Source organism: Jiangella alba, from assembly GCF_900106035.1.
In the GTDB taxonomy this organism is placed as follows: domain Bacteria; phylum Actinomycetota; class Actinomycetes; order Jiangellales; family Jiangellaceae; genus Jiangella; species Jiangella alba.
Window position 1 is genome coordinate 903,091 of sequence record NZ_FNUC01000004.1, and the last position, 22,055, is coordinate 925,145.

The 22,055-nt window shown below is 70.5% G+C and carries 20 protein-coding genes; 14 read left to right on the forward strand and 6 right to left on the reverse strand.

Features of this window, described 5'->3' with window-relative positions:
• Positions 1 to 142: 142 nt before the first annotated feature.
• Positions 143 to 730, reverse strand: coding sequence for a TetR/AcrR family transcriptional regulator (locus BLV02_RS22020; protein WP_069110148.1), 588 nt, complete (start codon positions 728 to 730; stop codon positions 143 to 145).
• Between the two features lie 174 nt (positions 731 to 904).
• On the opposite strand from BLV02_RS22020, the gene BLV02_RS22025 reads away from it, so the two are divergent.
• Positions 905 to 1,783, forward strand: coding sequence for a phosphatase PAP2 family protein (locus BLV02_RS22025; RefSeq protein WP_069110149.1), 879 nt, complete (start codon positions 905 to 907; stop codon positions 1,781 to 1,783).
• Between the two features lie 54 nt (positions 1,784 to 1,837).
• Here BLV02_RS22025 and BLV02_RS22030 read toward each other — a convergent pair whose 3' ends face one another.
• Positions 1,838 to 3,349, reverse strand: coding sequence for an MFS transporter (locus tag BLV02_RS22030; RefSeq protein WP_083288384.1), 1,512 nt, complete (start codon positions 3,347 to 3,349; stop codon positions 1,838 to 1,840).
• A 60-nt stretch (positions 3,350 to 3,409) separates the two neighbouring features.
• Between BLV02_RS22030 and BLV02_RS22035 the strand changes: the two genes are divergently transcribed.
• Positions 3,410 to 3,787: a MarR family winged helix-turn-helix transcriptional regulator gene (locus tag BLV02_RS22035; protein WP_069110150.1), complete on the forward strand. Its 378-nt coding sequence runs from the start codon at positions 3,410 to 3,412 to the stop codon at positions 3,785 to 3,787.
• Positions 3,788 to 3,793: 6 nt separating this feature from the next.
• On the opposite strand, the gene BLV02_RS22040 is transcribed toward BLV02_RS22035, so the two are convergent.
• Positions 3,794 to 4,687, reverse strand: coding sequence for an NAD(+)/NADH kinase (locus BLV02_RS22040; protein ID WP_171906682.1), 894 nt, complete (start codon positions 4,685 to 4,687; stop codon positions 3,794 to 3,796).
• Positions 4,687 to 5,808, reverse strand: coding sequence for an SPFH domain-containing protein (locus BLV02_RS22045; RefSeq protein WP_216094067.1), 1,122 nt, complete (start codon positions 5,806 to 5,808; stop codon positions 4,687 to 4,689). Before BLV02_RS22045 ends, BLV02_RS22040 begins: the two co-directional genes overlap by 1 nt.
• Between BLV02_RS22045 and BLV02_RS22050 the strand changes: the two genes are divergently transcribed.
• The gene (locus BLV02_RS22050; protein WP_069110153.1) at positions 5,774 to 6,466 is read left to right on the forward strand and encodes an NUDIX hydrolase; all 693 of its coding nucleotides are present in this window, start codon (positions 5,774 to 5,776) and stop codon (positions 6,464 to 6,466) included. The two genes, BLV02_RS22045 and BLV02_RS22050, sit on opposite strands and share 35 nt — an antisense overlap.
• 304 nt (positions 6,467 to 6,770) lie before the next feature.
• Complete coding sequence (locus BLV02_RS22055; RefSeq protein ID WP_216094068.1) at positions 6,771 to 7,634, forward strand: NAD-dependent protein deacetylase; 864 nt, start codon at positions 6,771 to 6,773, stop codon at positions 7,632 to 7,634.
• On the opposite strand, the gene BLV02_RS22060 is transcribed toward BLV02_RS22055, so the two are convergent.
• Positions 7,624 to 8,082: an aminoacyl-tRNA deacylase gene (locus BLV02_RS22060; RefSeq protein WP_069110154.1), complete on the reverse strand. Its 459-nt coding sequence runs from the start codon at positions 8,080 to 8,082 to the stop codon at positions 7,624 to 7,626. The genes BLV02_RS22055 and BLV02_RS22060 overlap by 11 nt on opposite strands.
• Positions 8,083 to 8,104: 22 nt before the next feature.
• Complete coding sequence (locus BLV02_RS36655; protein ID WP_176986535.1) at positions 8,105 to 11,269, reverse strand: hypothetical protein; 3,165 nt, start codon at positions 11,267 to 11,269, stop codon at positions 8,105 to 8,107.
• Between the two features lie 254 nt (positions 11,270 to 11,523).
• Here BLV02_RS36655 and BLV02_RS22070 point away from each other — a divergent pair, with 254 nt between their 5' ends.
• From BLV02_RS22070 to BLV02_RS22115, 10 genes are all read left to right on the forward strand, one after another.
• Positions 11,524 to 12,309 carry a sigma-70 RNA polymerase sigma factor region 4 domain-containing protein gene (locus tag BLV02_RS22070; RefSeq protein ID WP_069110156.1) on the forward strand — a complete coding sequence of 262 codons (786 nt, stop codon included), beginning with the start codon at positions 11,524 to 11,526 and terminating at the stop codon, positions 12,307 to 12,309.
• A gap of 40 nt (positions 12,310 to 12,349) precedes the next feature.
• On the forward strand, positions 12,350 to 13,045 hold the full coding sequence (locus BLV02_RS22075) for an SAF domain-containing protein (protein ID WP_069110157.1): 696 nt from the start codon (positions 12,350 to 12,352) through the stop codon (positions 13,043 to 13,045).
• Entirely contained in the window at positions 13,042 to 13,578 is a 537-nt protein-coding gene (locus tag BLV02_RS22080) for a hypothetical protein (protein ID WP_069110158.1), read from the forward strand. The genes BLV02_RS22075 and BLV02_RS22080 overlap by 4 nt, the downstream gene beginning before the upstream one ends.
• Entirely contained in the window at positions 13,547 to 15,064 is a 1,518-nt protein-coding gene (locus tag BLV02_RS22085; protein WP_069110159.1) for a recombinase family protein, read from the forward strand. Before BLV02_RS22080 ends, BLV02_RS22085 begins: the two co-directional genes overlap by 32 nt.
• 430 nt (positions 15,065 to 15,494) lie before the next feature.
• Positions 15,495 to 15,677 carry a hypothetical protein gene (locus tag BLV02_RS22090; RefSeq protein WP_069110160.1) on the forward strand — a complete coding sequence of 61 codons (183 nt, stop codon included), beginning with the start codon at positions 15,495 to 15,497 and terminating at the stop codon, positions 15,675 to 15,677.
• 46 nt (positions 15,678 to 15,723) lie between these two features.
• The gene (locus tag BLV02_RS22095; RefSeq protein WP_141711444.1) at positions 15,724 to 17,022 is read left to right on the forward strand and encodes a DUF3631 domain-containing protein; all 1,299 of its coding nucleotides are present in this window, start codon (positions 15,724 to 15,726) and stop codon (positions 17,020 to 17,022) included.
• A gap of 442 nt (positions 17,023 to 17,464) precedes the next feature.
• Complete coding sequence (locus tag BLV02_RS22100; protein WP_069110162.1) at positions 17,465 to 17,704, forward strand: hypothetical protein; 240 nt, start codon at positions 17,465 to 17,467, stop codon at positions 17,702 to 17,704.
• Between the two features lie 411 nt (positions 17,705 to 18,115).
• Positions 18,116 to 19,453, forward strand: coding sequence for a hypothetical protein (locus BLV02_RS22105; RefSeq protein WP_176986536.1), 1,338 nt, complete (start codon positions 18,116 to 18,118; stop codon positions 19,451 to 19,453).
• 59 nt (positions 19,454 to 19,512) lie between these two features.
• Entirely contained in the window at positions 19,513 to 20,544 is a 1,032-nt protein-coding gene (locus tag BLV02_RS22110) for a phage portal protein (protein ID WP_141711445.1), read from the forward strand.
• A 2-nt stretch (positions 20,545 to 20,546) separates the two neighbouring features.
• On the forward strand, positions 20,547 to 22,055 hold the full coding sequence (locus tag BLV02_RS22115) for a hypothetical protein (RefSeq protein ID WP_069110165.1): 1,509 nt from the start codon (positions 20,547 to 20,549) through the stop codon (positions 22,053 to 22,055).

Genomic DNA, 22,055 nt, shown 5'->3' on the forward strand with positions numbered 1-22,055 from the left:
ACGTGTCACGGCGCCGCGCAAGATTTTTCCCCGTTCCCTTCGCGTTCGACCTCGGCCGGACTAGCCTCGTGTCAAGAGCGGCACCATTCTCGCCCCCCGGGGTGGTGCCGCTCGGGCGTGCTCCGCCGCTGGGTCGCCCGCGTCAGGCCGATGCCACGTCGCGCAGGTGCTCCGTCAGCCCCAGCACGTCGCGCACCACGCGCAGCAACTGCGGCCGCAGCTCCTCGTTCGAGACGTCGGGCAGCGCCAGGATCGCGACGACGACGCCCAGCGCCGCCGACGTGCGCACCCGCTGCTCCACCGACAGATCGCCGTTGGCCAGCAGCGCCGCCAGCCGCGCGTCGTTGGCGCGCATGCGGCTGAGCAAGGTCGAGTTCGACACGCCGGCGAGATCGTTCATCGCGTACGTGGCGACCCGCCGGTGCGCCAGCAGGAGGTCGATGTAGCGCTCGACGAGCGTCAGCCGCCAGCCCGCGGTGCCGATGGCCGCGGTGTCGGATTCCGCGTCGGCGATGATCCAGTCCTCGCCGTCGACCATCGGCCGCAACAGGTCGTCGAGAATCTCCACCTTGGTCCGATAGTGGTAATAGACCGCCGCCTTGGTGATGCCCAGTGCGTCGGCGATCTCACGCAGCGTCGAACGCTCGTAGCCCTGCCGGGAGAACAGGTCGAGCGCGACCTCGCGGATGTTTCCGGCGGTATCCGCGCCGGGCCGTCCCTCGTCGGTCATCTCCGTCGCCGCCTCGCTGATCGGGAAGTGAGGGCGGCCACACAATACGTTAACTACTTGCCGGCCGACAAGTGCGGTCGTAGCGTGAGACCCACACCACTTGTCGGCCGACAAGTAGAGGCAAACTTCACGGGGGTGCTGGCGCTCCTCGCACGTCGCCAGCTTGGAGGACCGATGGCCTCGGACACCATGTCGCGGCGACCGCCCACGCTGCGCCGCGTCCGCTCCGACTCACGACTCGCCACGGCGGCGAAGGAGATCGCGTTCCTGCTCTCCGCCGCCCTGCTCTACACGCTCGTCCGCGGCCTCACCAGCGACCGCGTCGACGCCGCGTTCCGTCACGCCGAAGACGTCATCTCGTTCGAGAAGACGCTCGGCATCAACGTCGAGACCGACCTCCAGGGCCTGATCCTCGACCACGAATGGGCGGTCGACGCCGCCAACGGCTTCTACATCTACGGCTACTGGCCGGTGTTCGTGCTGACGCTGGTCTGGCTCATCGCCCGCCGCCCGGCGGCCTATCCGTTCTACCGCAACGCGCTGCTCGCATCGGGCGCGTTCAGCCTGGTCATCTTCGCGTTCTACCCGCTCGCGCCGCCGCGGTTCCTGCCGTGGCACGGCTTCGTCGACACCATCTCGCTCGAGGCGCCGACGTACCGCGAGATGAACTCGCCCACGTTCGTCAACGAGTACGCGGCCATGCCCAGCCTGCACTTCGGCTGGATCCTGCTGCTGGGCATCGCGTGGGTGGCGCTGTCGCGGGTGCTCGTCGTCCGCATCATCGGCGCCACGATGCCGCTGCTGATGTTCGCCACCATCGTGCTCACCGGCAACCACTACGTCGTCGACGCCCTGGTCGGTGGCGGCGTGGTCATCGCCGGCATCGGGGTGGCCGTGCTGATCGAGCGGGTCAAGCGCAAGCGCGCGGTCCAGGCCGCCATCGACGACGCGCACGGGTCGCCCTCCCCGTCCTCCTCTGACGACGACGGCGACGGCTCGCCGGGCGGGGCCATTCCGTCGCAACGCACCCCGAACCTCTCGCGGGTGCGCTGAAGCCCCCGGCTGGTCCGTGGGGCCGGGGTGGCCCCGGCCCCACGGACCCTCTGGTCAGAGCGCTGCCGGCTCCAGCACCTTGTCGTCCTCGACGGGGTCCGGCTCGACGTCGTCGTCACGGCGCCGCCTGAGCACCATCACCGCCAGGCCGGCGATCGCGACCCCCGTCACCAGCACCAGGCCGGGCCGGAACTGGTCGAACGTCGCTGCCTCCATGCCCTCGGCCGAGTGCGACCCGGCCGTCACGAGCGCCGTCGTCGCCGCGAGCACCACGGCGCCGCCGATCTGCCCGGACGTCTGGACCAGCCCGGCCGCGAGCCCCTGCTCGGAGTCGTCGACGCCGGCCGTGGCCTGCGACATGAGCGCGGAGAACGCGAGCATGAAGCCGAGGCCGATCAGCACCACGCTGGGCAGGATGTCCGTCACGTAGGCCGGCGACGGATCCCCGCCGAAGGCCAGGAACCACAGGTACGCGCCGCTCAGCGACACCAGCGCCGCGATGATCGGCCGCTGCGTCCCGTACCGGTCTATGACCCGGCTCATGTACGGCGAGCCGAACGCGACGATCAGGCCGGCCGGCAGCAGCGCGAGCGCCATCCGCAGCGGCGTCCAGCCGAGCGCCGCCTGGAAGTAGATCGTCAGCATGAACTGGAAGCTCAGGTACGACCCGAACAGCGCGATCATGCCCAGATTCGCCCGCACGATCGTGGCGATGCGCAGGATGCCGAGCCGGACCAGCGGATGCGCGACCCGCTGCTCGATCAGGACGAACGCCGCGAGCAGCGCGACGGCCAGCACGAACAGCACGATGGTCACGGGGTCGACCCAGCCGCGTTCCGGCGCGGACACGACGGAGTAGACGGCGAGCAGCATGCCGGCGGTGAGCGTGGCCGCACCGGTGAGGTCGTGCCCCCCGGCGTCGGCGGGACGGTCACGCGGGATCAGCGCGATGCCGGCGACCAGCGCCATGATCGCCAGCGGCACCGGCATGAGGAAGTTCCAGCGCCAGCCCGCGCTGGTCAGCAGGCCGCCGAGGATGAGCCCGGACGAGTACCCGCTGGCGCCGAAGACGGCGAAGATCGACAGCGCCTTGTTGCGCGCCGGCCCTTCGCGGAAGGTGGTGGTCAGGATGGACAGCGCCGTGGGCGCGGTGAACGCGGCGGCGACACCCTTGACGAACCGCGTGACGATCAACAGCGTGCCGTCGTCGACGAGCCCGCCGATCAGCGAGGCGACGGCGAAGACGGCGAGGGCGATCAGGAACACCCGGCGGCGGCCGAGCAGGTCGGCCGTGCGGCCACCGAGGAGCAGCAGCGCTCCGTAGCCGAGCACGTAGCCGTTGACGATCCACTGCAGCGAGGTGGTCGACAACCCCAGCTCGGTGCCGATCGACGGAAGCGCGATGCCCACCATCGACACATCGAGCCCGTCGAGGAACATCACCAGGCACAGCACGCCGAGGACGCCCCACAGACGCGGGGTCCAACGCTGATCGTCGTGTGCAGAAGAGGTGGAACGCGGTGCGGCGGTTGCAGTCACGAGGCGAGACGTTACATGCACGTGCATGAGATGCACAAGCATTTAATGTCCTTGCATGTACGTGGCGGCGGTGTTAAGGTGCGCTGCATGGGCACGTCGGAGGAGCGTGAGCTGGTCGGCCAGTGGCGCGAGCTCATGACCTGCTACAACAAGGTCGCGTGCGACCTCGACCGCGAGCTGCAGGACCAGCACGGGCTCGGCCTCAGCGAGTTCGAGGCGCTCGACCGGCTGATCGAGTCGGGGCAAGAGAAGCTCCGCATGCACGAGCTCGCCGAAGGCATGTACCTCAGCCAGAGCGCCTTCTCCCGCACCGTCGCCCGGCTCGAACGGGCCGGCCTGGTCGGGCGCTCCATGTGCATGGACGACCGCCGCGCCATGTTCGTCAAACCCACCGACGACGGCCGCGCCCGCCACGCCGAAGCCCGCGACACCCACCGCAAGGTCCTCGGCCACCACCTCGGCTGAGCGGTCTCACCCGGTCACCAGGCAGAGCGTCGCGTCAGCCACCCCCACCAGCAGCTGCTGCCCCCAGCTCAGCACGAGCCGGTCCGCCTCGAGGCCGTCGCCGAACACCACCAGGCCGTCGGTCTCGGCGGCCAGCGCCAGCCGGTCACCGGCCGGCAGCAGCCCGTCGACGCAGCTCGTCCCGGTCGACGGCGATGGCCAGGCCTCGCGGACGAACCACGCGAGCGCGCGGTCGGCCGGGCCGGGCAGCCGTGGCGGCGCGGGCCGGCCTTGCACCAGCGACGCGCACCACCCCGTCGCCCCGGTGCCGGTCCCGACGATGACCCCCGACGACGACTGCCGCTCCGGCTCGCGCCCCGGCGCCGTCAGCAGGTACCGCGCCGACTGGTGACTGGCGTGACCGGCGAAGACCTCGTTCACCGCGAGCAGCCGCTGACCGTCGTCCAGCTCCGCCGCGACCATCGTCCGCCGCTCGACGCCGGCCCGGTCTGCGACGACGTCCGCCAGCAGCCGCGCCACCCGGTCCGGCACGTGCCGGACGAGGACGCCCGGGTTGCGGTCCGGGTCCGGGTTCACGCCGACGACCGGCTGGCCGTCCAGGTACTTCGCCACGTTCGCGACCAGCCCGTCCGGGCCGACGACGACCACGATGTCGCCGTCCTCGAACCGGAACCGGTCGAGGTCGGCCCGCTCGACCGTGCCGCGCCGCCAGTCACTCGGCACCGCGACCGCGACCTGCTGCCGCGCCGCCTCGTCGGCGTCGTGCCGGTGCTGGACGGCGGCGAGGTCACGACCGCGGCCCCGCAGGAAGAACTCGGCCTGGCCTCGGGTGCCGTGCCGGTCGACCAGTTCCTCCAGCTCGGTGCGACGGTGCACCACCACGACGCGCGGCGCGAGCATCAGCGCGCCGCGCCGTCGGTCAGCTTGGCCAGCACCGACGTGAGCAGGTCCGGCGTCACGTTGACCGTGCCGATCTCGGGCAGCCCGCCGGCCAGGTCCCGCAGCGCCAGCGCGAGCAGCGTGCCGTGATCCAGCTCGGACAGGACGGCCATCCGCGCAGCCTCCGCGTCCGCCGCGGCGGTGCCCGTCTGCCGGACGCGGTCGGCTTCGGCCGCGGCGGCCAGACCGATCCGCTCCGCCTCGGCCGCGGCGGCGATCCGCGCGGCCGCCGCCTCCTCCGTCGCCCGCCGTCGCTCGTTGGCGCCGTGCTGGGCGACCAGACGTTCCTCGCGAGCGGCGAGCTCGATCTTCGACTGCAGCTCGTTCTCGCTGATCGCCCGCTCACGTTCGACGGCGTGTGCTCGGCGCTCGTAGGTGGCCCGGTCGGCCTCCTCCTGGATCAGCTCGCGGGCCGGCGTCTGCAACGCGCGCTCGATGTCCGGATCGGGCCGGACCGCGACGACGCGCACGTCCAGCACGACGATGCCGGTGTCGCCCAGCCTGGCGTCGCCGACGAGACCGGTGCGCAGCCGCTCGCGGATCGCGGTCGCGCCCGCGCCGAGCGCGTCGGCCATCGCGGTCGTCACGAGCAGGTCGGCGGCGTGCTGCTGTGCCGTCTCCGTCAGCAGGTGGGCGACCTGATCGAGCGGCGCCGAGCGCCAGCGGCCGGTCGCGGTGTCGATGGCGAAGTCGATGCGGCCGGCAACCTGCTCGGGGTCGGCGAACCGGTACGTCACCGTCGCCTGAACCGCCACCTTCTGGAAGTCGCCGGTGCGGGCATGGAACAGCAGCGGCAACTCGCGATCGTCGACGGGCACCTCGCTGAGCGCGGCCGTCAGTGGCCGGAACCAGAACGAGCAACTGGTTCCGCTGTTCACGACGCGGTCGCCGCGCTGGTGGACCACGTGTTCGGTCGGGGTCGACCGGAGGTGCCGGACGAGGCCGAACCTGCGGATCTCTGCCATCTCTGGTGTCCTCTCTTTTATCGTCGTTTCGACGATAAGCGGTTCGGCAGTAATCGTCAATGTGACGAGATAGGATGTCGGCATGGCCGGTTCCGACCACCCGCCGTTCGCGGTCACCGTCGACCTCGTGCTCCTCACGGTGCGCTCCGGACGCTTCGCCGTCCTGGTCGTCGAGCGCGGGGAGCAGCCGTTCCGTGGCCGGCTCGCCCTGCCCGGCGGCTTCATCCGCCCCGACGAGGACCTCCCCGACGCGGCGCTGCGCGAGCTACGCGAGGAGACCGGGCTGGCGCCGTCGCTGGGCCATCTCGAACAGCTGGCCAGCTACGGCGCCCCCGGCCGCGACCCCCGACAACGCGTCGTCTCCGTCGCCTACCTCGGGCTGATGCCGGACCTCCCCGAACCCGTCGCCGGCAGCGACGCCGCGGCCAGCCGGTTCGTGCCGGTCGACGCGTTGCTGCGAGAGGCGGGCTCGCTGGCCTTCGACCACGGCGCGATCCTCGCCGACGGAGTCGAACGGGCCCGGGCGAAGCTCGAGTACACCTCGCTGGCCACGGCGTTCTGCCCCTCCGAGTTCACGGTGGGTGAGCTGCGCGCCGTCTACGAGGCCGTCTGGGGGGTCGAGCTCGATCCGCGCAACTTCCACCGCAAGGTCACCGGCACGCCCGGCTTCCTCGCGCCCACCGGCGCCTCCACCACCCGCGGTGGCGGACGGCCGGCCCAGCTCTATCGCCGTGGGTCCACGAGCGCGCTGATGCCGCCCCTCCTCCGCACCTGAGCCGTCGCCCTCTGCGTCCCGCGCCGCCCGCCCCGCATCTCGCCGCCACGATCCCGCCATCGCGCCAGCTCCCCGCACCGCGCCTTCGCCCCGCACAGTCCGTCGCCGCGTCCTGCCCACTGAGCCGCCTGCCCCGCATCTCGCCGCCGCGATCCCGCCATCGCGCCAGCTCCCGCACCGCGCCTTGCGCCCGCCACACCTGCGCCCCGCCGCGCCCCGCCCACTGAGCCGCCACCACCCACCACTGCCGCCCGGCGGCCGGACGCCGGGTGGTCTCGCCGCCGTCCTCGAATAAGCTCGAAGGGTGCTCGACCGCATCGACCCCGGCCACCCGGCCTGGCCGGCCGTCGGCGAGGCGACCTCGGTGCTGTCGGGCCGTCCGGCCGCCGTGCTGACCGGGGCCGGCATCTCGACCGACTCCGGCATCCCCGACTATCGCGGCCCCGACTCCCCGCCGCGCACCCCCATGACCTACCAGCAGTTCGTCGGCGACCCCGACCGCCGTCGCCACTACTGGGCCCGCAACCACGTCGGCTGGCGGCACGTCCACCGCACCCGCCCGAACCCCGGCCACGTCGCGGTCAGCCGCCTGGAAGAGGGCGGGGCCGCGGTCGGCGTCATCACCCAGAACGTCGACACCCTGCACGACGCCGCCGGCAGCCGCAACGTCATCGACCTGCACGGACGCTACGACCGCGTCATCTGCCTCAGCTGCCGCCGGGTCGTGCCGCGCGACCACGTCGCCACCCGGCTCACGGCGCTGAACCCCGATTTCGCCGACGAGGTCGCCGACGCCGAGATCGCGCCCGACGCCGACGCCGTCATCGAGGCGACCGCCCATTTCCGGGTCGCCGACTGCGAGGTGTGCGGCGGCATCCTCAAACCGGACATCGTCTACTTCGGCGAGAACGTGCCGAAACCGCGGGTCGAGGCGGCGTACGCGCTGGTCGACTCCGCGGCGGCGCTGCTGGTCGCCGGCTCTTCGCTCACCGTCATGTCCGGGCTGCGGTTCGTCCGGCACGCGCACCGCACCGGCCGCCCGGTGGTCATCGTCAACCGCGGCGTCACCCGCGGCGACGACCTCGCCACCGTCAAGGTCGACGCCGGCTGCTCGCCCGTGCTGACGGTGTTCGCCTCGGTCCTGATCGGTTCCGCCGTCAGTCGGTGACGTCCGCGACCGTCGCGTCGAGCGTCTTCACCAGTTCGTCGCCGTCGACCGTGGCCGACACCCCGAACGCGCCGGCGCCGATCGACACCGTCCGCCCGAGCACCCGCTCGTCCGCGACGACCGGCCACGCCCGCGTCGCCCCGAACGGCGTGATCGTGCCACGCTCGTACCCCGTGACGTCGCGCGCCGTCTCGGCGTCGGGCATCGACAGCCGCTTGACGCCGAACAACGTGCGCAGCTTCGGCCACGCGATCGTGCGGTCGCCGGGGACCAGCACGAACACGTAGTCGTCGTCGGCGCGTCGCACCACGATCGTCTTGATGACGGCGGCCGGCTCGACCCCGCGCGCGGCGGCGGCCTCCTCGAGGCTGTTCACCGGCGGATGACGGACGATCTCATGGGCCAGCCCCGATTCGCGCAGGGCCTCGACGCCGCGTTCTTGGGTCATGTCCAGAAGCGTATGCGGCCGCTCACCTCCCCGCCGTCGACCGGGGTCGGCCGGGCCCGTGCGATCCCGCCGCCCCGTCCGCCGACCTGCGGCCGGACCCGCCGGGCGCCTCCGGTGCGCCAGACGTCGCCACAGCGCCAGACGCCCCCGGTTCGCCAGACGTCGCCACAGCGCCAGACGCCCCCGGTTCGCCAGACGTCGCCACAGCGCCAGACGCCCCCGGTTGGCCGGACGTCACCGGTTCGCCGGCCGCCGCCACCCGGCGGTCCGCGCCCTGCGCACCGCTCTGCGCACCGCTCTGCGCACCGCTCTGCCCAGCGCGCCGCACACCGCCTTGCGCATCGCCCCGCTCGCCGCCCGCCCGGAGCCGCTCGATCAACTCCTCCGTCTCGGCCTCGAGATCGCCGCCGAGGTCCGCCGCCGTGGCCCGCAGCTTCTCGATCGTCCCCAGCAGCCGGCCTGGATCGCCGAGCGCGGCCTCGGCCTTGAGCCGGTCCCGCCACAACAGCTCGACCCCCGGCTCGACGGACAACCCGAGCAGCGCCGCACGCAGCGCCTCCCACGCGTCGCCGTCGACGAGCGACCGCAGCGCCACCTCGTGACACGCGTCGACGATGGAGGCGATCATCTCCTGCGCGAGGTGATCGGCCCACGTGTACCGCCGCCGGCCCCGTCCGGAGAACGGCCGCCCGCTGACGAGGTCGAGCGCGGCCCGCAACTCGGCGTTGCCGGCCCGCGCTGGACCGTCCGGGAGCAGGTCGCACCACTCGTCCCAGTCGCTGCGGATGCCTGGGCGCAGCGTGTAGCCGCTGTCGGTGCGCGGCAGCAGCGACGCACCGGCCGCGTCGGTGCCGAGCCAGCGTCTGAGCTTCGAGATCGCCGTCCCACGTGTCGTCTTCGTCACCGCCGACCCGGGCCAGATCGCCTCGTCGATCGCCGTCGAGTCGCAGCCCGGGTTCAGCGCGATGAACATCGCCAACTCGGTCAACTGGCCGAGCTTCGTCTGTTCGCCCAGCTCAGCGGCGTTCCGCACCTCGACCGGCCCGAGCATCAGCAGTCGCGGCAGCGCCCGTCCCGGCGCCGCCGTGGCCGGCGGCAGGGTCGGACCGGCCACCTCGACGGACCTGCGGCGATCCGACCGCGCCGGCGCGGCACCCGTCGCCCGTTCCGCCACGCCCCGAGCCTTCGCAGCCTCACCAGGGCGCGCCTTCTCTCCCACGTCGCCCGCCGAGATCTCGACCATCGGCACACCACACCCCTCCAGGTCAGGCCGGTCCGTTCCGGCGGCCGTCAGCAACCGGCCGAAGCGGCCGCGGGTCTCCTCGTCCAGGAGTTGCGGCCGGATCGGCACCCCGAGCGGATCGAGGACGGCCGTCGGCCGCTCCGGCGTCCCGTCCAGCCGCAACACCCACGTCGCACCACCGGAGTGCGGGACGTGGCCGCGCAGCCGGTGGCCGCGTGACGGCGGACCGGCGGGCTCGCCGCTGCCGACCACCGCCGCGACGGCCACGCGCGGCGCCGTGACGATCAGCGCCTCGAGCCGATCCCACTGGTCGGCCGGCAGCGGCTCCGCGATCACCACGATCTCCGGCGTCCACGTGGCGTCGGCGACCTGGGTGACGCGGGCCGCGCCGAGGCCGCTGACACCAGCCGTGGCCAGCAGCAACCGGTCGTCCGCGACCCGCACCGTGAGTTCGTCCAGCAACCGCCCGACGTCGGTGACGTGCCGGACCCGTCCGGTGTCGAGCAGGTCGAGGTCGGCCAGCGCCGGCGCCCCGACGACGGTGACCCGCAGGTCGTCGGCCCACGCGCTGGTGGCCAGCTCCGCGGCGACCGCCGCCAGCGCCGACCGCACCAGCTCGGCCCGGCCGTCCACCACCAGCGCGCCGACCTGCTCGAGGTCGAGCAGCACCAGCGCGTCGTCGTGGTCGTGCCCGAGTGTGACGAGGCTCGGGTACGGCGCCGGCACGTCCGCCTCGACGTCCGCCACCTCGTCGAGCGGCGCCGTCCAGACACCGCCGTGCGCGGTGCCCGCGAACGGCGGCGGCAACTCGGCCGGCGCGGCAAGGTACAGCTCGAGGGTGCGCTTGGTCAGCCGGACGGCGCGCAACGGCGGTAGCCCGCGCCCCATCTGTGCCAGCTTGGCGGCCAGTCCACGCAGCACTCGGTCGACCACGTCGACGGCGACGGGATCGGCGGCCTGCCGCAGCTCGGTCTCGGCGCGCTGATCGGCTGGGCTGCCCCCGCCGAGGCGCCGGCCCGGACGCCGATGCCGCTGCTCACGCACCCTTCGGGCCGCCAGCACGCCGACGAGCGCCGCCGCCAGCACAGCGCCCACTCCACCGGCCGTCCGCACCAGCTCACCGTCGTCATCGGCCTCCGCCGACCCGCCGCCCTCCGCCGACCCGCCGCCCTCCGCCGACCCATCGGCTTCCGTCCGCGGTTCGTCGCCAGGTTCGGCCTCCATCACCAATGCGTCGCCGGTGGTCGCACCCACCGGCCCCGTCGCGTCGGCTCCATCGGCTGCCGGGCCGCCGGTATCGGGCAGCTCTCCGCGCGTGGCCGGCAGCGTGAGCGTCCATCCCGGCACGATGAGATCGGCGTCGACGAGCCGCCGCCCGTCAGGCTGCACCGTCGCCGCCGACGCCGCCACGATCTCCGGATACCTGCGCGGATCACCGAGCCGAACCTCCGCGACGTCCCACAACGTGTCGCCGTCGACCACGACGTGCGTGCCGGCAGGCAGCGCGCCGACCAGGTCGGTGGTGACGGGCGGCGCCGGTTCCCAGGGCGGCGGCGCACCCGATGCGGCGAACGCGACGTGACCACCCGCGCCGACCGCGGCCACCGTCGCGACCAGGCCGGCGACGAGTCGCTGCTGCGCGCGCAGCCCGGGCACCCGCGGCGCCGGCCGTCCACGGATCGCCGCGGGGATCTCCACGACGAGGCTGAGCGCGAAGGTGCCCCAGCCCAGCCAGCCGGCGACGACCAGCAATGCCAGGAACAACGCGCCGTCGTCGGGACGAACGGCGGCGGCGCGGACGTCGGCCAGCGAGGGCCACTCGCTGGGCAGCGGTGAGCCGCCGGCGGCCCACAGGACCACCGGCACACCCAGGATCAGGGCCGCGAGGCCGAGCAGTGCCGCCAGGCCACGCAGCACGGCACGCGGTGTCGACGAAGCGATCACGTGCAACTCCCCTCCAGCTCACCCGTCTGTTGTCTATGGGTGCGCTCGGGCCGGCGAATGTGACAGCCGGGGACGGACAAAGCCTTCCAGGATGCACGAGATGTCCCGGTCTTGCACGCGGAATCCAGGAGTCGCCGAAAAACGGGCAACCGCTCGACCCGGCTCAACGACCGTTAGGGCTAACTTCCGGGCTAACCCCTCGGGCTGAACTTCTGCGTGTCATCACCCCTCCGATCCGCGTTGGGAGCCCGCTGGTGAACACGCTCGCCATCCCCGCCCACTCGTCCGTTCTCGTCACCGACCAACTCAATGCCGAATGGCGCCGGCTCGGCGCTCGCCCCATCCCGAAGCGCTGGCCGCTGCCCGCCCTCGCCGACTGCACGGTCCTGGCCGATGCCGCCGACGTCATCGGGCGCACGCGCCGAGATCAACCCTCCGTCGCCGACGATCTCCTCATCGGCCTGCTCGACCAACGCACCGAGCGCGACGACCACCTCGCCGGCCGCCTCGTCCTCCAGGTCATGCTCGGACGCGCCATCCGGCTCGCCCGCCGCGCCCACCGGTTCGGCATGCCCGGGGTCCGCGGCGACCTCCCGCAGCTCACCGGCGCCGCCGTGGCCGCGCTGTGGCACGCCATCGCGACGTACCCGGTCGACCGACGGCGGCACAAGGTCTCGGTGAACCTCTGCATGGACGCCCTGCGCTACTTCAACCTGTCGCTGGCCGACGACGCGCCCGACCTCGTCGACCCCACCGTCCTCGACACCGCCGAACCGCTGTTCCACCAGGCTCCGGCACCGGTCGTCGAGGTGTTCGCCACGCTGACCTGGGGCATCAGCAAGCAGATCATCACCGCCGACGACGCCGAGCTTCTGGTGCGCGTCTACTGCCCGCTGCCCGGCCAGCAAGGCGGCGCCCACCTCGTCGCCCGCGAGCTCGGGCTGTCCCCCGGAGCCGTCCGGCAGCGCTGCAGCCGGGCGATCCAGCGGCTCTCCACCGCCGTCCAGGACCACGGACCGGCGCTGACCACGGCGGCCTGACCAGCCGGGACCCCACCGCGGCGATCCGAGAGGAGACCTCATGACGCAGACCATCCGGCCCGATACCGCCGACGACCCGTTCGACCAGCCCTTCGACGCCGGGTTCGACCCTCCGGGCCCGCCCGTGCGGCGTTACCGGCGGCGGCCCGCGCTCATCGGGCTGGGCGTCGGTCTGCTGGCCACGTGCGGTGCGGGCGCGGCCTACCTGGCGCAGACGTCCGGCGACACCGTCCCCGTGCTGGCCGTCACCGACACCGTGCACCGGGGCGAGGTGCTCGACGCCTCCCGGCTCACCACGGCGCGGGCGGCGCCCGATCCAGCGGTGCGGCCGGTCGCGGCGAGCCGGCTCCCTGACGTCGTCGGGCAGCGCGCCAGCACCGATCTGCCGGCCGGCACGCTGCTCACCGACGGCGCGCTCACCACGGCCGACGTCCCGGCGGCCGGGCAGAGCGTGGTCGGCGTCGCGGTCACCGAGGCGCAGCTGCCGCAGTCCGACCTCCTCCCGGGCGACCACGTCCGTGTCTTCGGCACGCCTAGCCTCGGCGACGCTCCGCCGTCCGAACCGCCCCGCTCGGTCGCGGCCACGGTGGTCGGCGTCTCCGCCGTCCTCGACTCCGGGCACGTGGTGGTCGACGTCGTGGTCGCCGACGACATCGCCGGCACGCTGGTCGCGAAGGCCGCCACCGGGCGAGTGGCCATCGTGCTCGACGCCGCGCAGGGCGGTGACGACCGATGACGGTGCTCGCGTTCACCTCCGTCCGCGGCGCTCCCGGCGTCACCACGACCACCCTGGTCGCCGCGTTGACCTGGCCGCGTCCAGTGCTGCTGGTCGAGGCCGATGTCGCCGGCAGCAGCAGTATCAAGGCGGGTCACCTGCGTGGCGAGGTCGACCACGAGCGCGGCCTCATCAACCTCGCGCTCGCCCACCGCAACGGCGCACTGAGCCCTCGCACGTTGCGCGGGCAGACCATCGCCCTCACCGACGACGGCGCGCGGCTCGCCCTCCCCGGACTGGCCACGAAGGCCCAGGCCGCGAGCCTCACCGACGACTTCTGGGCCACGCTCGCCTCCCTGCTGCGCGGTGTCACGCGGCACGGCATCGACGTCCTCGTCGACGGCGGACGCCTCGGCATGCGGCACGGCCCCGACGCCCTGCTCCGCACGGCCGACCTCCTCGCCGTGGTGTGCCGAACCAGCCTCGACGACCTTAGAACTTACAAGTGCGATACTAGCGCACATGGAGACCTTCGCAGCCCTGGTGGCCCGTGAGTACCTGCGCGTCTCGCTCGACCGGCGCGGCGGCGCCAGCGTCAAGCGGCAGCACGCCGACAACAGCGAGGCCGCCGACCGCAACGGCTGGCGGCTGGGCGAGCCGTACGACGACAACGACCGCCGGGCGTCGCGCTACAGCGACAACGCCCGCGAGGACTTCACGCGGCTGGTCGAGGACTTGGAGGCCGGTCGGTTCGGCGCGCAGATCCTGATCCTCTGGGAGTCCTCCCGTGGGTCGCGGAAGGTGTGGGAGTGGGTCAGGCTCATCGACGCCTGCGAGGCCGCCGCCGTCCAGATCTTCGTCACCTCGCACCGGGACGGGCGCGGCGTGCTCTACGACCCGGCGGACGGCCACGACCGACGCACGCTGTTGACTGACGCCGTGGACGCTGAATACGAAAGCTCCAAGATCAGCAACCGGACCAAGAGCGAGAACCGCCAGCGGGCCGCCGACGGCCAGCCGCACGGCCGCTGCCCGTTCGGCTACAAGCGCGTCTACGAGTTCACGACCGTCGAGGGCAAGCAGGTCCGCACGTTCCGCCAGCTCCCGGACGAGGACGAGTCGCCCATGGTCGTCCAGCTCTTCGACCTGCTCCTAGAAGGCGTGTCGCTCAACGAGATCGAACGCCGCTTCAAGGCCGACGGGTGGGTGAGCCGGAACGGCGTCCCGTTCAGCGCACAGAACCTGCGTGGCATGGCCCTCAACCCGGCGTACTCCGGGCGCCGCATCCACGTGCCCGGCCGGAAGGGTGGGCGGGCGCGCATGGACGAGGGCACGGTGACACAGGGCAACTGGCCCGCGCTGGTGCCGCCGGAGAAGTTCGACCGGGTGCAGGCCAAGCTCCGTGACCCGGCCCGGCAGACCAGCCGTCCCGGGCGCGGCAAACACCTTCTGTCGATGATCGGCAAGTGCGCCGTCTGCGGGTCCGTGATCGTCGTGCGGGCGACGCGCAAGGGTGACCACCTGGACTACTACTGCCGTGAGCGTGGCTGCGTGCGGGTGGACTACGACCAGCTCAACCAGTACGCCACGGGGGCGATCCTGGGCTACCTGTCCAGGGCCGACGTCTTCGACGCCATGCGGGAGTCCGATGCCGAGGCGTCCGTCGAGCTGGCCGCCGCTCGTGCTGCGGTCGCAGCCGTCCGTGCGGAGCTGGTGGAGCTGGAAGCCGGGGTGTCGGCCGGTCGGCTGAGTGTGGCCTTCGCGGGCAAGGTGGAGGGCGGCATGCGTGCCCGCCTGGAAGCCGCTGAGGCCCGCGAGCGGGAGCTGCAGACGCCCACCCAGCTCCGGGACCTCATCGAGCCCGGGGAGGGCGTGGCGCGCTCCTGGGCGTCCTTGGAGATGCCCGCCAAGCGCGAGGTCGCCCGGCTGCTGCTGTCGCCCGCCTGGATCGGTGAGCTGCGGGTGCACACGGCCGCTGGGAAGCGGTGGCGCCACCGGGAGCTGAACGAAGAGCGGGTGACCTTCTCGCAGGCCGCTTGACACTCGCCGTTTGAGTGTGACTTTTGTTCGAAGTCGCCTTCCGTTACGCTCCGAAATCAGTCGGGATCGCAGGTGCGCTCGTAGATCCTCTGGCGGTCCGGCTGATGCAATTCGGAGGTCGGCGTGCCACGCGCTTACCGCATTTCCCCAGAGGTCGCGTCCCTGTCCAGGCGAGTCAACAGCCTGCATCGGTGGAGTGATGACCCGGCTAAGCTGGCCGAAGCTGAAGAGGCACTGGCCAAGGCAAAGACGGTGGATTCGATCCGCCGGGCGGTAGAAGCCGCACCCCCGCTGGACTCAGAGACCAGGGATCTCCTCGTCTCCATTGTGAAGTCCGCGTGATCTAGTTAGCAGTTCCCGGGCGTCCATCTGGAATCCCACTTGTTGGTTGTTGTGGTTGAACCCAACCCACCCATTCAAGGGGATAGCCATGTCTCAGGACGCCCTATTTGAGGGGATCAACAACGCGGTGAAGGCCGTAGGTGTCGTACTGGCGGACTCGCCGGAATTCCACCCGGTTCGCTGGGCGCTGGCCGGTGCAGCCATGGAGCTGGAAAAGGCCTGGAGTGCCGCCGAAGCCGAGTTCGGCACCGACCGCCTGTTCGGGGAGTGAATGCGAAAGGCCCCGGGAGTCCAGTCCGGGGCCTTTCCGTCACACCGTGATCAATAGAAAGGCTACCACTATGAACTTCCCGCTATTCGCGGATCTCCCCGACGGCGACCGGCAGGCCATCATCACGGAGTTTGTAAGCCAGGGTGGCGACACCAACAACCGGACTGACCTGATCCAGTGGATTGGGTCCAACAAGCGGCTATACGCCAACCACGAGGCGCTGTATTACACGCTTGGAGAAGCGCGCGTCACTGGTGGGCCACCGGACGATCTGGCCGCACTCACCTCGGAGGTCCTGGACGAGGTCTACGCGTTCACGGGGCGCTTCATCGCCTACCCATCGGACGACGCCCACGTGGCCCACGTGCTGTGGATCGCGCACACGTGGCTGATGGACGTGTGGGACTCCACGCCCCGTATCGCGTTCCTCTCGACCGAGCCGGGCAGCGGCAAGAGCCGGTGCCTGGAGGTCACAGAGCCACTGGTGCCCAAGGCCGTACACGCCTTCAGCGCGACTCCGGCCTACCTCGTGCGGAAGATCGCCACCGATCAGGTGACGGTCCTGTTCGACGAGGTGGACACGATCTTCGGCCCGAAGACCAAGGACAACCACGAGGACGTGAGGGCCGTCCTGAACGCAGGCCATCGGAGGGGCGCCGTCGTCGGTCGCTGCACCAAGGGAGCCAAGGGGCAGATGGTCACGGAGGAGCTGCCTGCCTATGCCGCCGTCGCGCTGGCTGGGCTTGGCAACCTTCCGGACACCATCCTCACTCGCTCAGTGGTCATCCGCATGCGGCGCCGGTCCACCTCGGAGCAGGTCGAGCCATGGCGTGAGAGGCGCCACAAGGCCGAGGCAGCGCTCATCGCCAAGCGGCTGGAGGAGTGGTCCAACTTCATCCGGCCGAAGCTCACAGAGCCGGAGATGCCCGAGGGCATCGAGGACCGCAATGCCGACGTGTGGGAACCGCTCCTGGCTGTTTCGGATCAGGCGAAACACGGTTTCGGCAAGGAATGGCCTCTGACCTCGCGTGTTTCGGCTGTTTCGCTTGTTTCGCTAGGTGGAGCAGAAGCACAGAGCCTAGGCGTCAAGCTCCTGGACGACATCCGGAATATTTTCAATTCCGTATCTGTGGACCGGGTGCCGAGTGAGTGGATGATCACGGCTCTGAACCAGTTGGAGGAGTCGCCCTGGGCCACGATGAAGGGTGGCTCTCTGGATGCCCGGAGGTTGGCATATCACCTGCGTAAGTACGACATCGGACCCAAGCAGGTGAGGTTCACCGACGGCAGCCTGAAGGGCTACATGAGGGTGGACTTCGAGGACGCTTGGAGCCGCTACCTCTAGGACGTTTCCCCTGTTACTGGTGTGTGAGTAGTTAGTTCAAACACTACATATCTGCACTCGGATGAATAAAAAGAAATATGTGGTGTAGCCGGGTTGAGGGGCCTTCCTTCCATACCTAGCGAAACAAGGGAAACAAGCGAAACACCACAGGTCATCGGGGTGCAGAGGGAAACAGAGTGCCGAAACATCCGAAACACAGCAGGAGCGGGTTACGCTTCGAATGGCCGTCCTTGCTAGCGAGGAATGCCCATGGTTGGCGAGACTCCGGGGTCGTGCCCCTACACCACCCGGCGCGCGACCCCGGCCCAACCATTCCCCAGGAGAGCCAATGAAGCGACAGCCAAAGCAGCGCATCAAGCGCAAGGGCTTGGACCGTGGAAAGGACGCTGCGTATCACTCGCTGCGTCGGCAGCTCGGTGACAAGAAGAAGGCCTGGTGACCCATGCGACCCATCCGAGTTGAGTTCGAAGCCGACCCGACAGAACTCATCGGGAAGCCGACCATGCACCCCGACTCTGAGGCCCGACTGAAGGCGGGAATCCAGCTCGGTAAGCGCATGGTCGAGGTGGCCCAGGAGAGCGACGCGGACACGGTCGTGTACTGGTCTTCACACGGCCCGGTCAAGGACGGCGTTCGGGAAGACGTGTGGGTCATCCGGCGCAGGCGCAGGGTCGAGGACTGACCGTGCCCGCGACCGGAGCACGCCGACGCTGGACCGGCGAGGTGGTGCGCCGTGCCCGTGCGGTGGTGCGTGCCCGGGGTGCGGTGCAGACGTGCTGGCGCTGTGGTCGTGCGATCGAGCTGGACCGAGAGCCGTGGGTCTGCGGTCACGTGCACGGGCTGGCTGAGGGCGGGCCGATGCTCGACCCGTCGAACTGGGCAGCAGAGCACAAGCGCTGCTCGGACAGCAGCGGTGGACGGCTGGGCATGGCACGGATGCGAGCAGCCAAGTCGGGCGGACGAGAGCGAAGGGAGCGGATCAGACGATGGTGATCGTTTTTGAGATCGATGTCCGAAACCCACCCGAAGTCCGCTCCCATTTTTCGCGCAGGCGCATCGTCGCAGGTCAGACAGAGGCCGGCTCATGAGGCCGATGGAGCGCGGAGCGAAGCGTCTCGGCTTCACCGGACGCTCTGCGCTGAAGGCTCACCAGCTCGAATGGGACGAGATCCTGGAGGACGCCCACGAGACGACCGCCATGTCCGAGCCACGACGCACCGGGAAGACGACCGCGCTGTGGTGCCGGTGGATCGGCCTGTGTGAAGAGCGCGACGATTTCATGATCCTGACGTCCGCGCAGAGCGGCATCATGGCGCGGCGCCGGTTCCTCGGGATGGCCAGGCTGCTGGAGCGTCACCACCCGCACGCCGACGGCGGACCGAAGATCAACAAGTCCGTGGGTCACGAGTCCTTCGAGTGGGCGAACGGCTCCATGCTGTGGGTGGTACCACCCAAGGACAAGAGTGTCCGTGGTGACGCTGCGGACGTGGCCTTCCTGGACGAGCAGCAGGAGCTTGACGCCGAGGTCTCCTACGACCTCCGAGGCGGCATCATGCCGCTCTTCGACACTCGCGACGACGGCCGTGTGGTCCTTGCCGGAACGCCGGGCAAGGTCCGGGCCGGGTGGTTCTGGGACAGCCTGGAGGCGGGCCGCAACGGCAAGCCCGGACACACCCTCATTGAGGACGCCGCCCAGCGGGGCCAGGACGTGGACAATGAGGCCTTGTGGCCGCTCTGGCACCCCGGCCTCCGCAACGGCCTCACCACCCTGGACAAGTTGCGCGCGCGCCGCGCGGGCATGGACAAGGCCACGTGGGCACGCGAGTACTGCGGCCAGTGGCCGGGCACCGACGACAAGCGCGCCCTGTCGGAGGAGAAGTGGACGGCGTCCGGGCTAGACATCCCCGTGGCCAAGCCGGAGCGCTTCTCCATCGCGTTCGACGTCGAGATCGACAGCAGCTCCGCCGCGCTGGTGGCCGCCTGGCGCGACGATGACGGCGTGGCCTACGTCGAGCTGCTGGAGCACGGCTCCCCGGCGGACGTCGGACGCGAGGCGCTGCGGGTGTCCCTGAAGTACCGCATTCCCGTGCACCATGACAGCATCGGCGCCAACTTGAAGGTGGCCGAAGGGCTGGAGCGTGCCCGGCCCAAGCCGAAGGTCAGCCCGCTGATTGTCAAGGACATGCACGTCGCGGCCTCAACTCTGGTCGAGGCGCTGGACGACGGGAAGCTACGGCACTTCAAGCAGCCCGGCTTGGACAACGCCGCAGAGGCCGCCGCCTGGCGCAACCTCGAAGGCGGCCAGCTCTTCGCCCGCCGGGCGTCCAAGGGTCCGGTCGCCCCGGTGGTCGCAGCCTCGGAAGCGCTTCTCGCATTCGACCGGCTCCCGGTCATTCGGAAGTCCCGCATCATTGCACGTCGCGCGGCTTGACAATTCACGGTGCATTGATACAAATCAGCATTTCCAGAAAGTGACTTACACTGCGCTTTGTGGGCCTTCTCTCCGCGTGGCGCCTGCTGAATCAGCGGCCCGGACGTTCGGTAGAGAACCCTGCCCTTCCTCCGACGTCGCCATTCAGTACCAGCAATCTGAGTCGTGTCGTCTGGAGCGATCTTCTCGGCTCCAAGGCACCGGTCAACCGAGAGATGGCGATGTCCATTCCGGCTGTCGCTGGTGGTCGCAACCTCATCTGCAATCTCGCCCGGAACCCGCTGCGCGCATTCCGGAATGAAACCGAGGTCGCCACCCCCGCGTGGATGTACCGGACCAACGGCGGGACCTCTCCGTTCCACCGGATGCTGTGGACCTTGGACGACCTGGTGTTCTCCGGGTGGTCGCTGTGGGCTGTGGAGCGTTCCACCGCTGGTCAGATTACGGACGCGGCGCGTGTCCCCCGCGAATGGTGGAACTTCGACCCCGACTCTTTCGAGATCTTTGTGCAGGGACAGACCGTCACCCCAGAATCCGTACTTCTCATCCCCGGCCCTCATGAAGGGCTGCTGGAAATGGCGGAGACGACCATTCGAGCTGCGGTCGATCTGGAACGCGCATGGGCGATGCGCGTTCGGCGCCCTATTCCGGCGGTGGAGGTCCACAGCACGGACGACACCCCCCGGACTGATACAGAGATTCACGAGCTTGTGGACTCCGTCAATGAGGTCATCGACGGCGGAGGCGGCGTTTTCCACACCCCGTCCGACATCGAAGTGAAGTCTCACGGTGACACCGTGTTGGACCTTCTCGTCCAGGGCCGAAACGCCGTCACGCTGGACTTCGGCCGGTATCTGTCCGTTCCCGGCGTCAAGCTCGACGCTGCATTGGCGTCTGCGTCTCTGCAGTATTCGACGGCTGTTGACGGCCGGAACGAATTCGTGGACACCACGGCGCGTTTCTGGCTCACCCCCATTGAGGCGCGTCTGTCCCTGGACGACGTCGTGCCCCGTGGCCAGCGCGTGGCCTTCGACCTGTCCGACATGACCGACATCCCGCAGACCGGGCAGGCCCCGGCGACGGAGGACTGACCATGACGACCATCACCGCCTACGGCACTCTGCTCACCGCAGACGCGGACACGCGGACCCTGACCTACCGCATCCTCCCGTACGGCGAGGAGGGCCGGACCAACGTCGGCAAGGTGACCGCCAGCAAGGGCGTGCTCACGCTTCCCTCGGACCCCGGCGCGCTGGTCGGCAACCTGGAGCACGACCGAAAGCGGCCGGTCGCCAAGGGCGTGACCCTCACCGAGGACGAGGACGGCCTGACCGCGTCGTTCCGGGTGGCCAACACCACGGCAGGCAACGACCTCCTGACCGAGGCAACCGAGGGCCTTCGCACCGGAGCGTCCGTCGAGATCGACGAGCCGGTCATCCGCGCTGGCCGCCTCGTCGGTGGCGCGCTGTCCGGCGTGGGCTTCGTGACCACCCCCGCCTTCCCGTCCGCACAGCTTGTGGCTGAGGACGCCGGAGAGCTGCCGGAAGAGGAAGAGACCCCGGCCGAAGACGAGCCGGAAGAGACCCCCGAGGGCGACCAGCCCGAGGACACCCCCGAAGAGGAGAGCGACGACATGACCGGTACCGCGACCGCCCCGGCGGACCTGCGGGCGTCGGCGGCCGGTGGCGGCCGTCGGCTCCTGGGCGCCAAGTCCACCCCCGTGGACGTCTTCCGCCTGCTGGCCAACTACGGCCAGACCCGTGACCCGCAGCTTCTGGCTGCCCTGTCGGACATCACGCAGTCCGGCATCAACGACGACATCGAGGTCCCGCAGTGGGTCGGCGAGCTGTGGGACGGCGTCGCCTACACCCGGCGCATCGTGCCGCTGTTCGGCCACGCCAACCTGACGGCCGCGAAGATCGCCGGGTGGCGCTGGGTCACCAAGCCGACCATGGCGCCGTACACCGGCAACAAGACGGCTGTGCCGTCCAACCAGCCGACCACTGAGGCCGTCGAGATCGAGTCCGAGCGCATCGCCGGTGCGCACGACATCGACCGCAAGTTCCGCGACTTCAGCAACGAGGGGTTCTGGGCCAGCTACTACGCGGCCATGACCGAGTCGTACGCCGTCCAGTCCGACGCGTTCGTTCTGGCTGAGGCCAAGCTGAGCGCTGTCGGTGTGACCCCGGGCGCTGTCCCGTCGGGCGTCTCGGCGGTGTGGGGCAAGATCGTGGACGGCGCGCTGGCCGTGCTCACCGGCACCAACGCCCCGCCCACCTTCGCCGTCCTCGCAAAGGACATGTACCGCGAGTTCCTGCTCACCCCGCAGGAGAAGGGCCTGGAGTACCTGGACGCGGCCCTGGGCCTGGAGGAGGGCACCGCCGCTGGCTTCCGGGTCGTGCCGAACCTGGGCCTCGACGACGGCGAGGTCCTGGTCGGTGTCAGCCAGGCCGCGACCGTGCACGAGCTGTCCGAGGTCCCGGTTCGTGCCGAGGCCCTGAACATCGCCAACGCCGGTGTGGACGCGGGCATGTTCGGCTACATCGCCGTCAACGTCCACAAGGACGCGGGCCTGGCTCTCGTCGACCCGTCGGGTAGCTGA

Bases quoted from the DNA above. Each gene is read 5' to 3' on its own strand.
- BLV02_RS22060 (WP_069110154.1), bottom strand. From the start codon at position 8,082: ATGACCCAAGAACGCGGCGTCGAGGCCCTGCGCGAATCGGGGCTGGCC.
- BLV02_RS22100 (WP_069110162.1), top strand. From the start codon at position 17,465: ATGCGACCCATCCGAGTTGAGTTCGAAGCCGACCCGACAGAACTCATC.
- BLV02_RS22115 (WP_069110165.1), top strand. From the start codon at position 20,547: ATGACGACCATCACCGCCTACGGCACTCTGCTCACCGCAGACGCGGAC.
- BLV02_RS22085 (WP_069110159.1), top strand. From the start codon at position 13,547: ATGGAGACCTTCGCAGCCCTGGTGGCCCGTGAGTACCTGCGCGTCTCG.
- BLV02_RS22025 (WP_069110149.1), top strand. From the start codon at position 905: ATGGCCTCGGACACCATGTCGCGGCGACCGCCCACGCTGCGCCGCGTC.
- BLV02_RS22030 (WP_083288384.1), bottom strand. From the start codon at position 3,349: ATGCACGTGCATGTAACGTCTCGCCTCGTGACTGCAACCGCCGCACCG.
- BLV02_RS22105 (WP_176986536.1), top strand. From the start codon at position 18,116: ATGGAGCGCGGAGCGAAGCGTCTCGGCTTCACCGGACGCTCTGCGCTG.
- BLV02_RS22040 (WP_171906682.1), bottom strand. From the start codon at position 4,687: ATGCTCGCGCCGCGCGTCGTGGTGGTGCACCGTCGCACCGAGCTGGAG.
- BLV02_RS22080 (WP_069110158.1), top strand. From the start codon at position 13,042: ATGACGGTGCTCGCGTTCACCTCCGTCCGCGGCGCTCCCGGCGTCACC.
- BLV02_RS22090 (WP_069110160.1), top strand. From the start codon at position 15,495: ATGTCTCAGGACGCCCTATTTGAGGGGATCAACAACGCGGTGAAGGCC.
- BLV02_RS22020 (WP_069110148.1), bottom strand. From the start codon at position 730: ATGACCGACGAGGGACGGCCCGGCGCGGATACCGCCGGAAACATCCGC.
- BLV02_RS22075 (WP_069110157.1), top strand. From the start codon at position 12,350: ATGACGCAGACCATCCGGCCCGATACCGCCGACGACCCGTTCGACCAG.
- BLV02_RS22035 (WP_069110150.1), top strand. From the start codon at position 3,410: ATGGGCACGTCGGAGGAGCGTGAGCTGGTCGGCCAGTGGCGCGAGCTC.
- BLV02_RS22050 (WP_069110153.1), top strand. From the start codon at position 5,774: ATGGCCGGTTCCGACCACCCGCCGTTCGCGGTCACCGTCGACCTCGTG.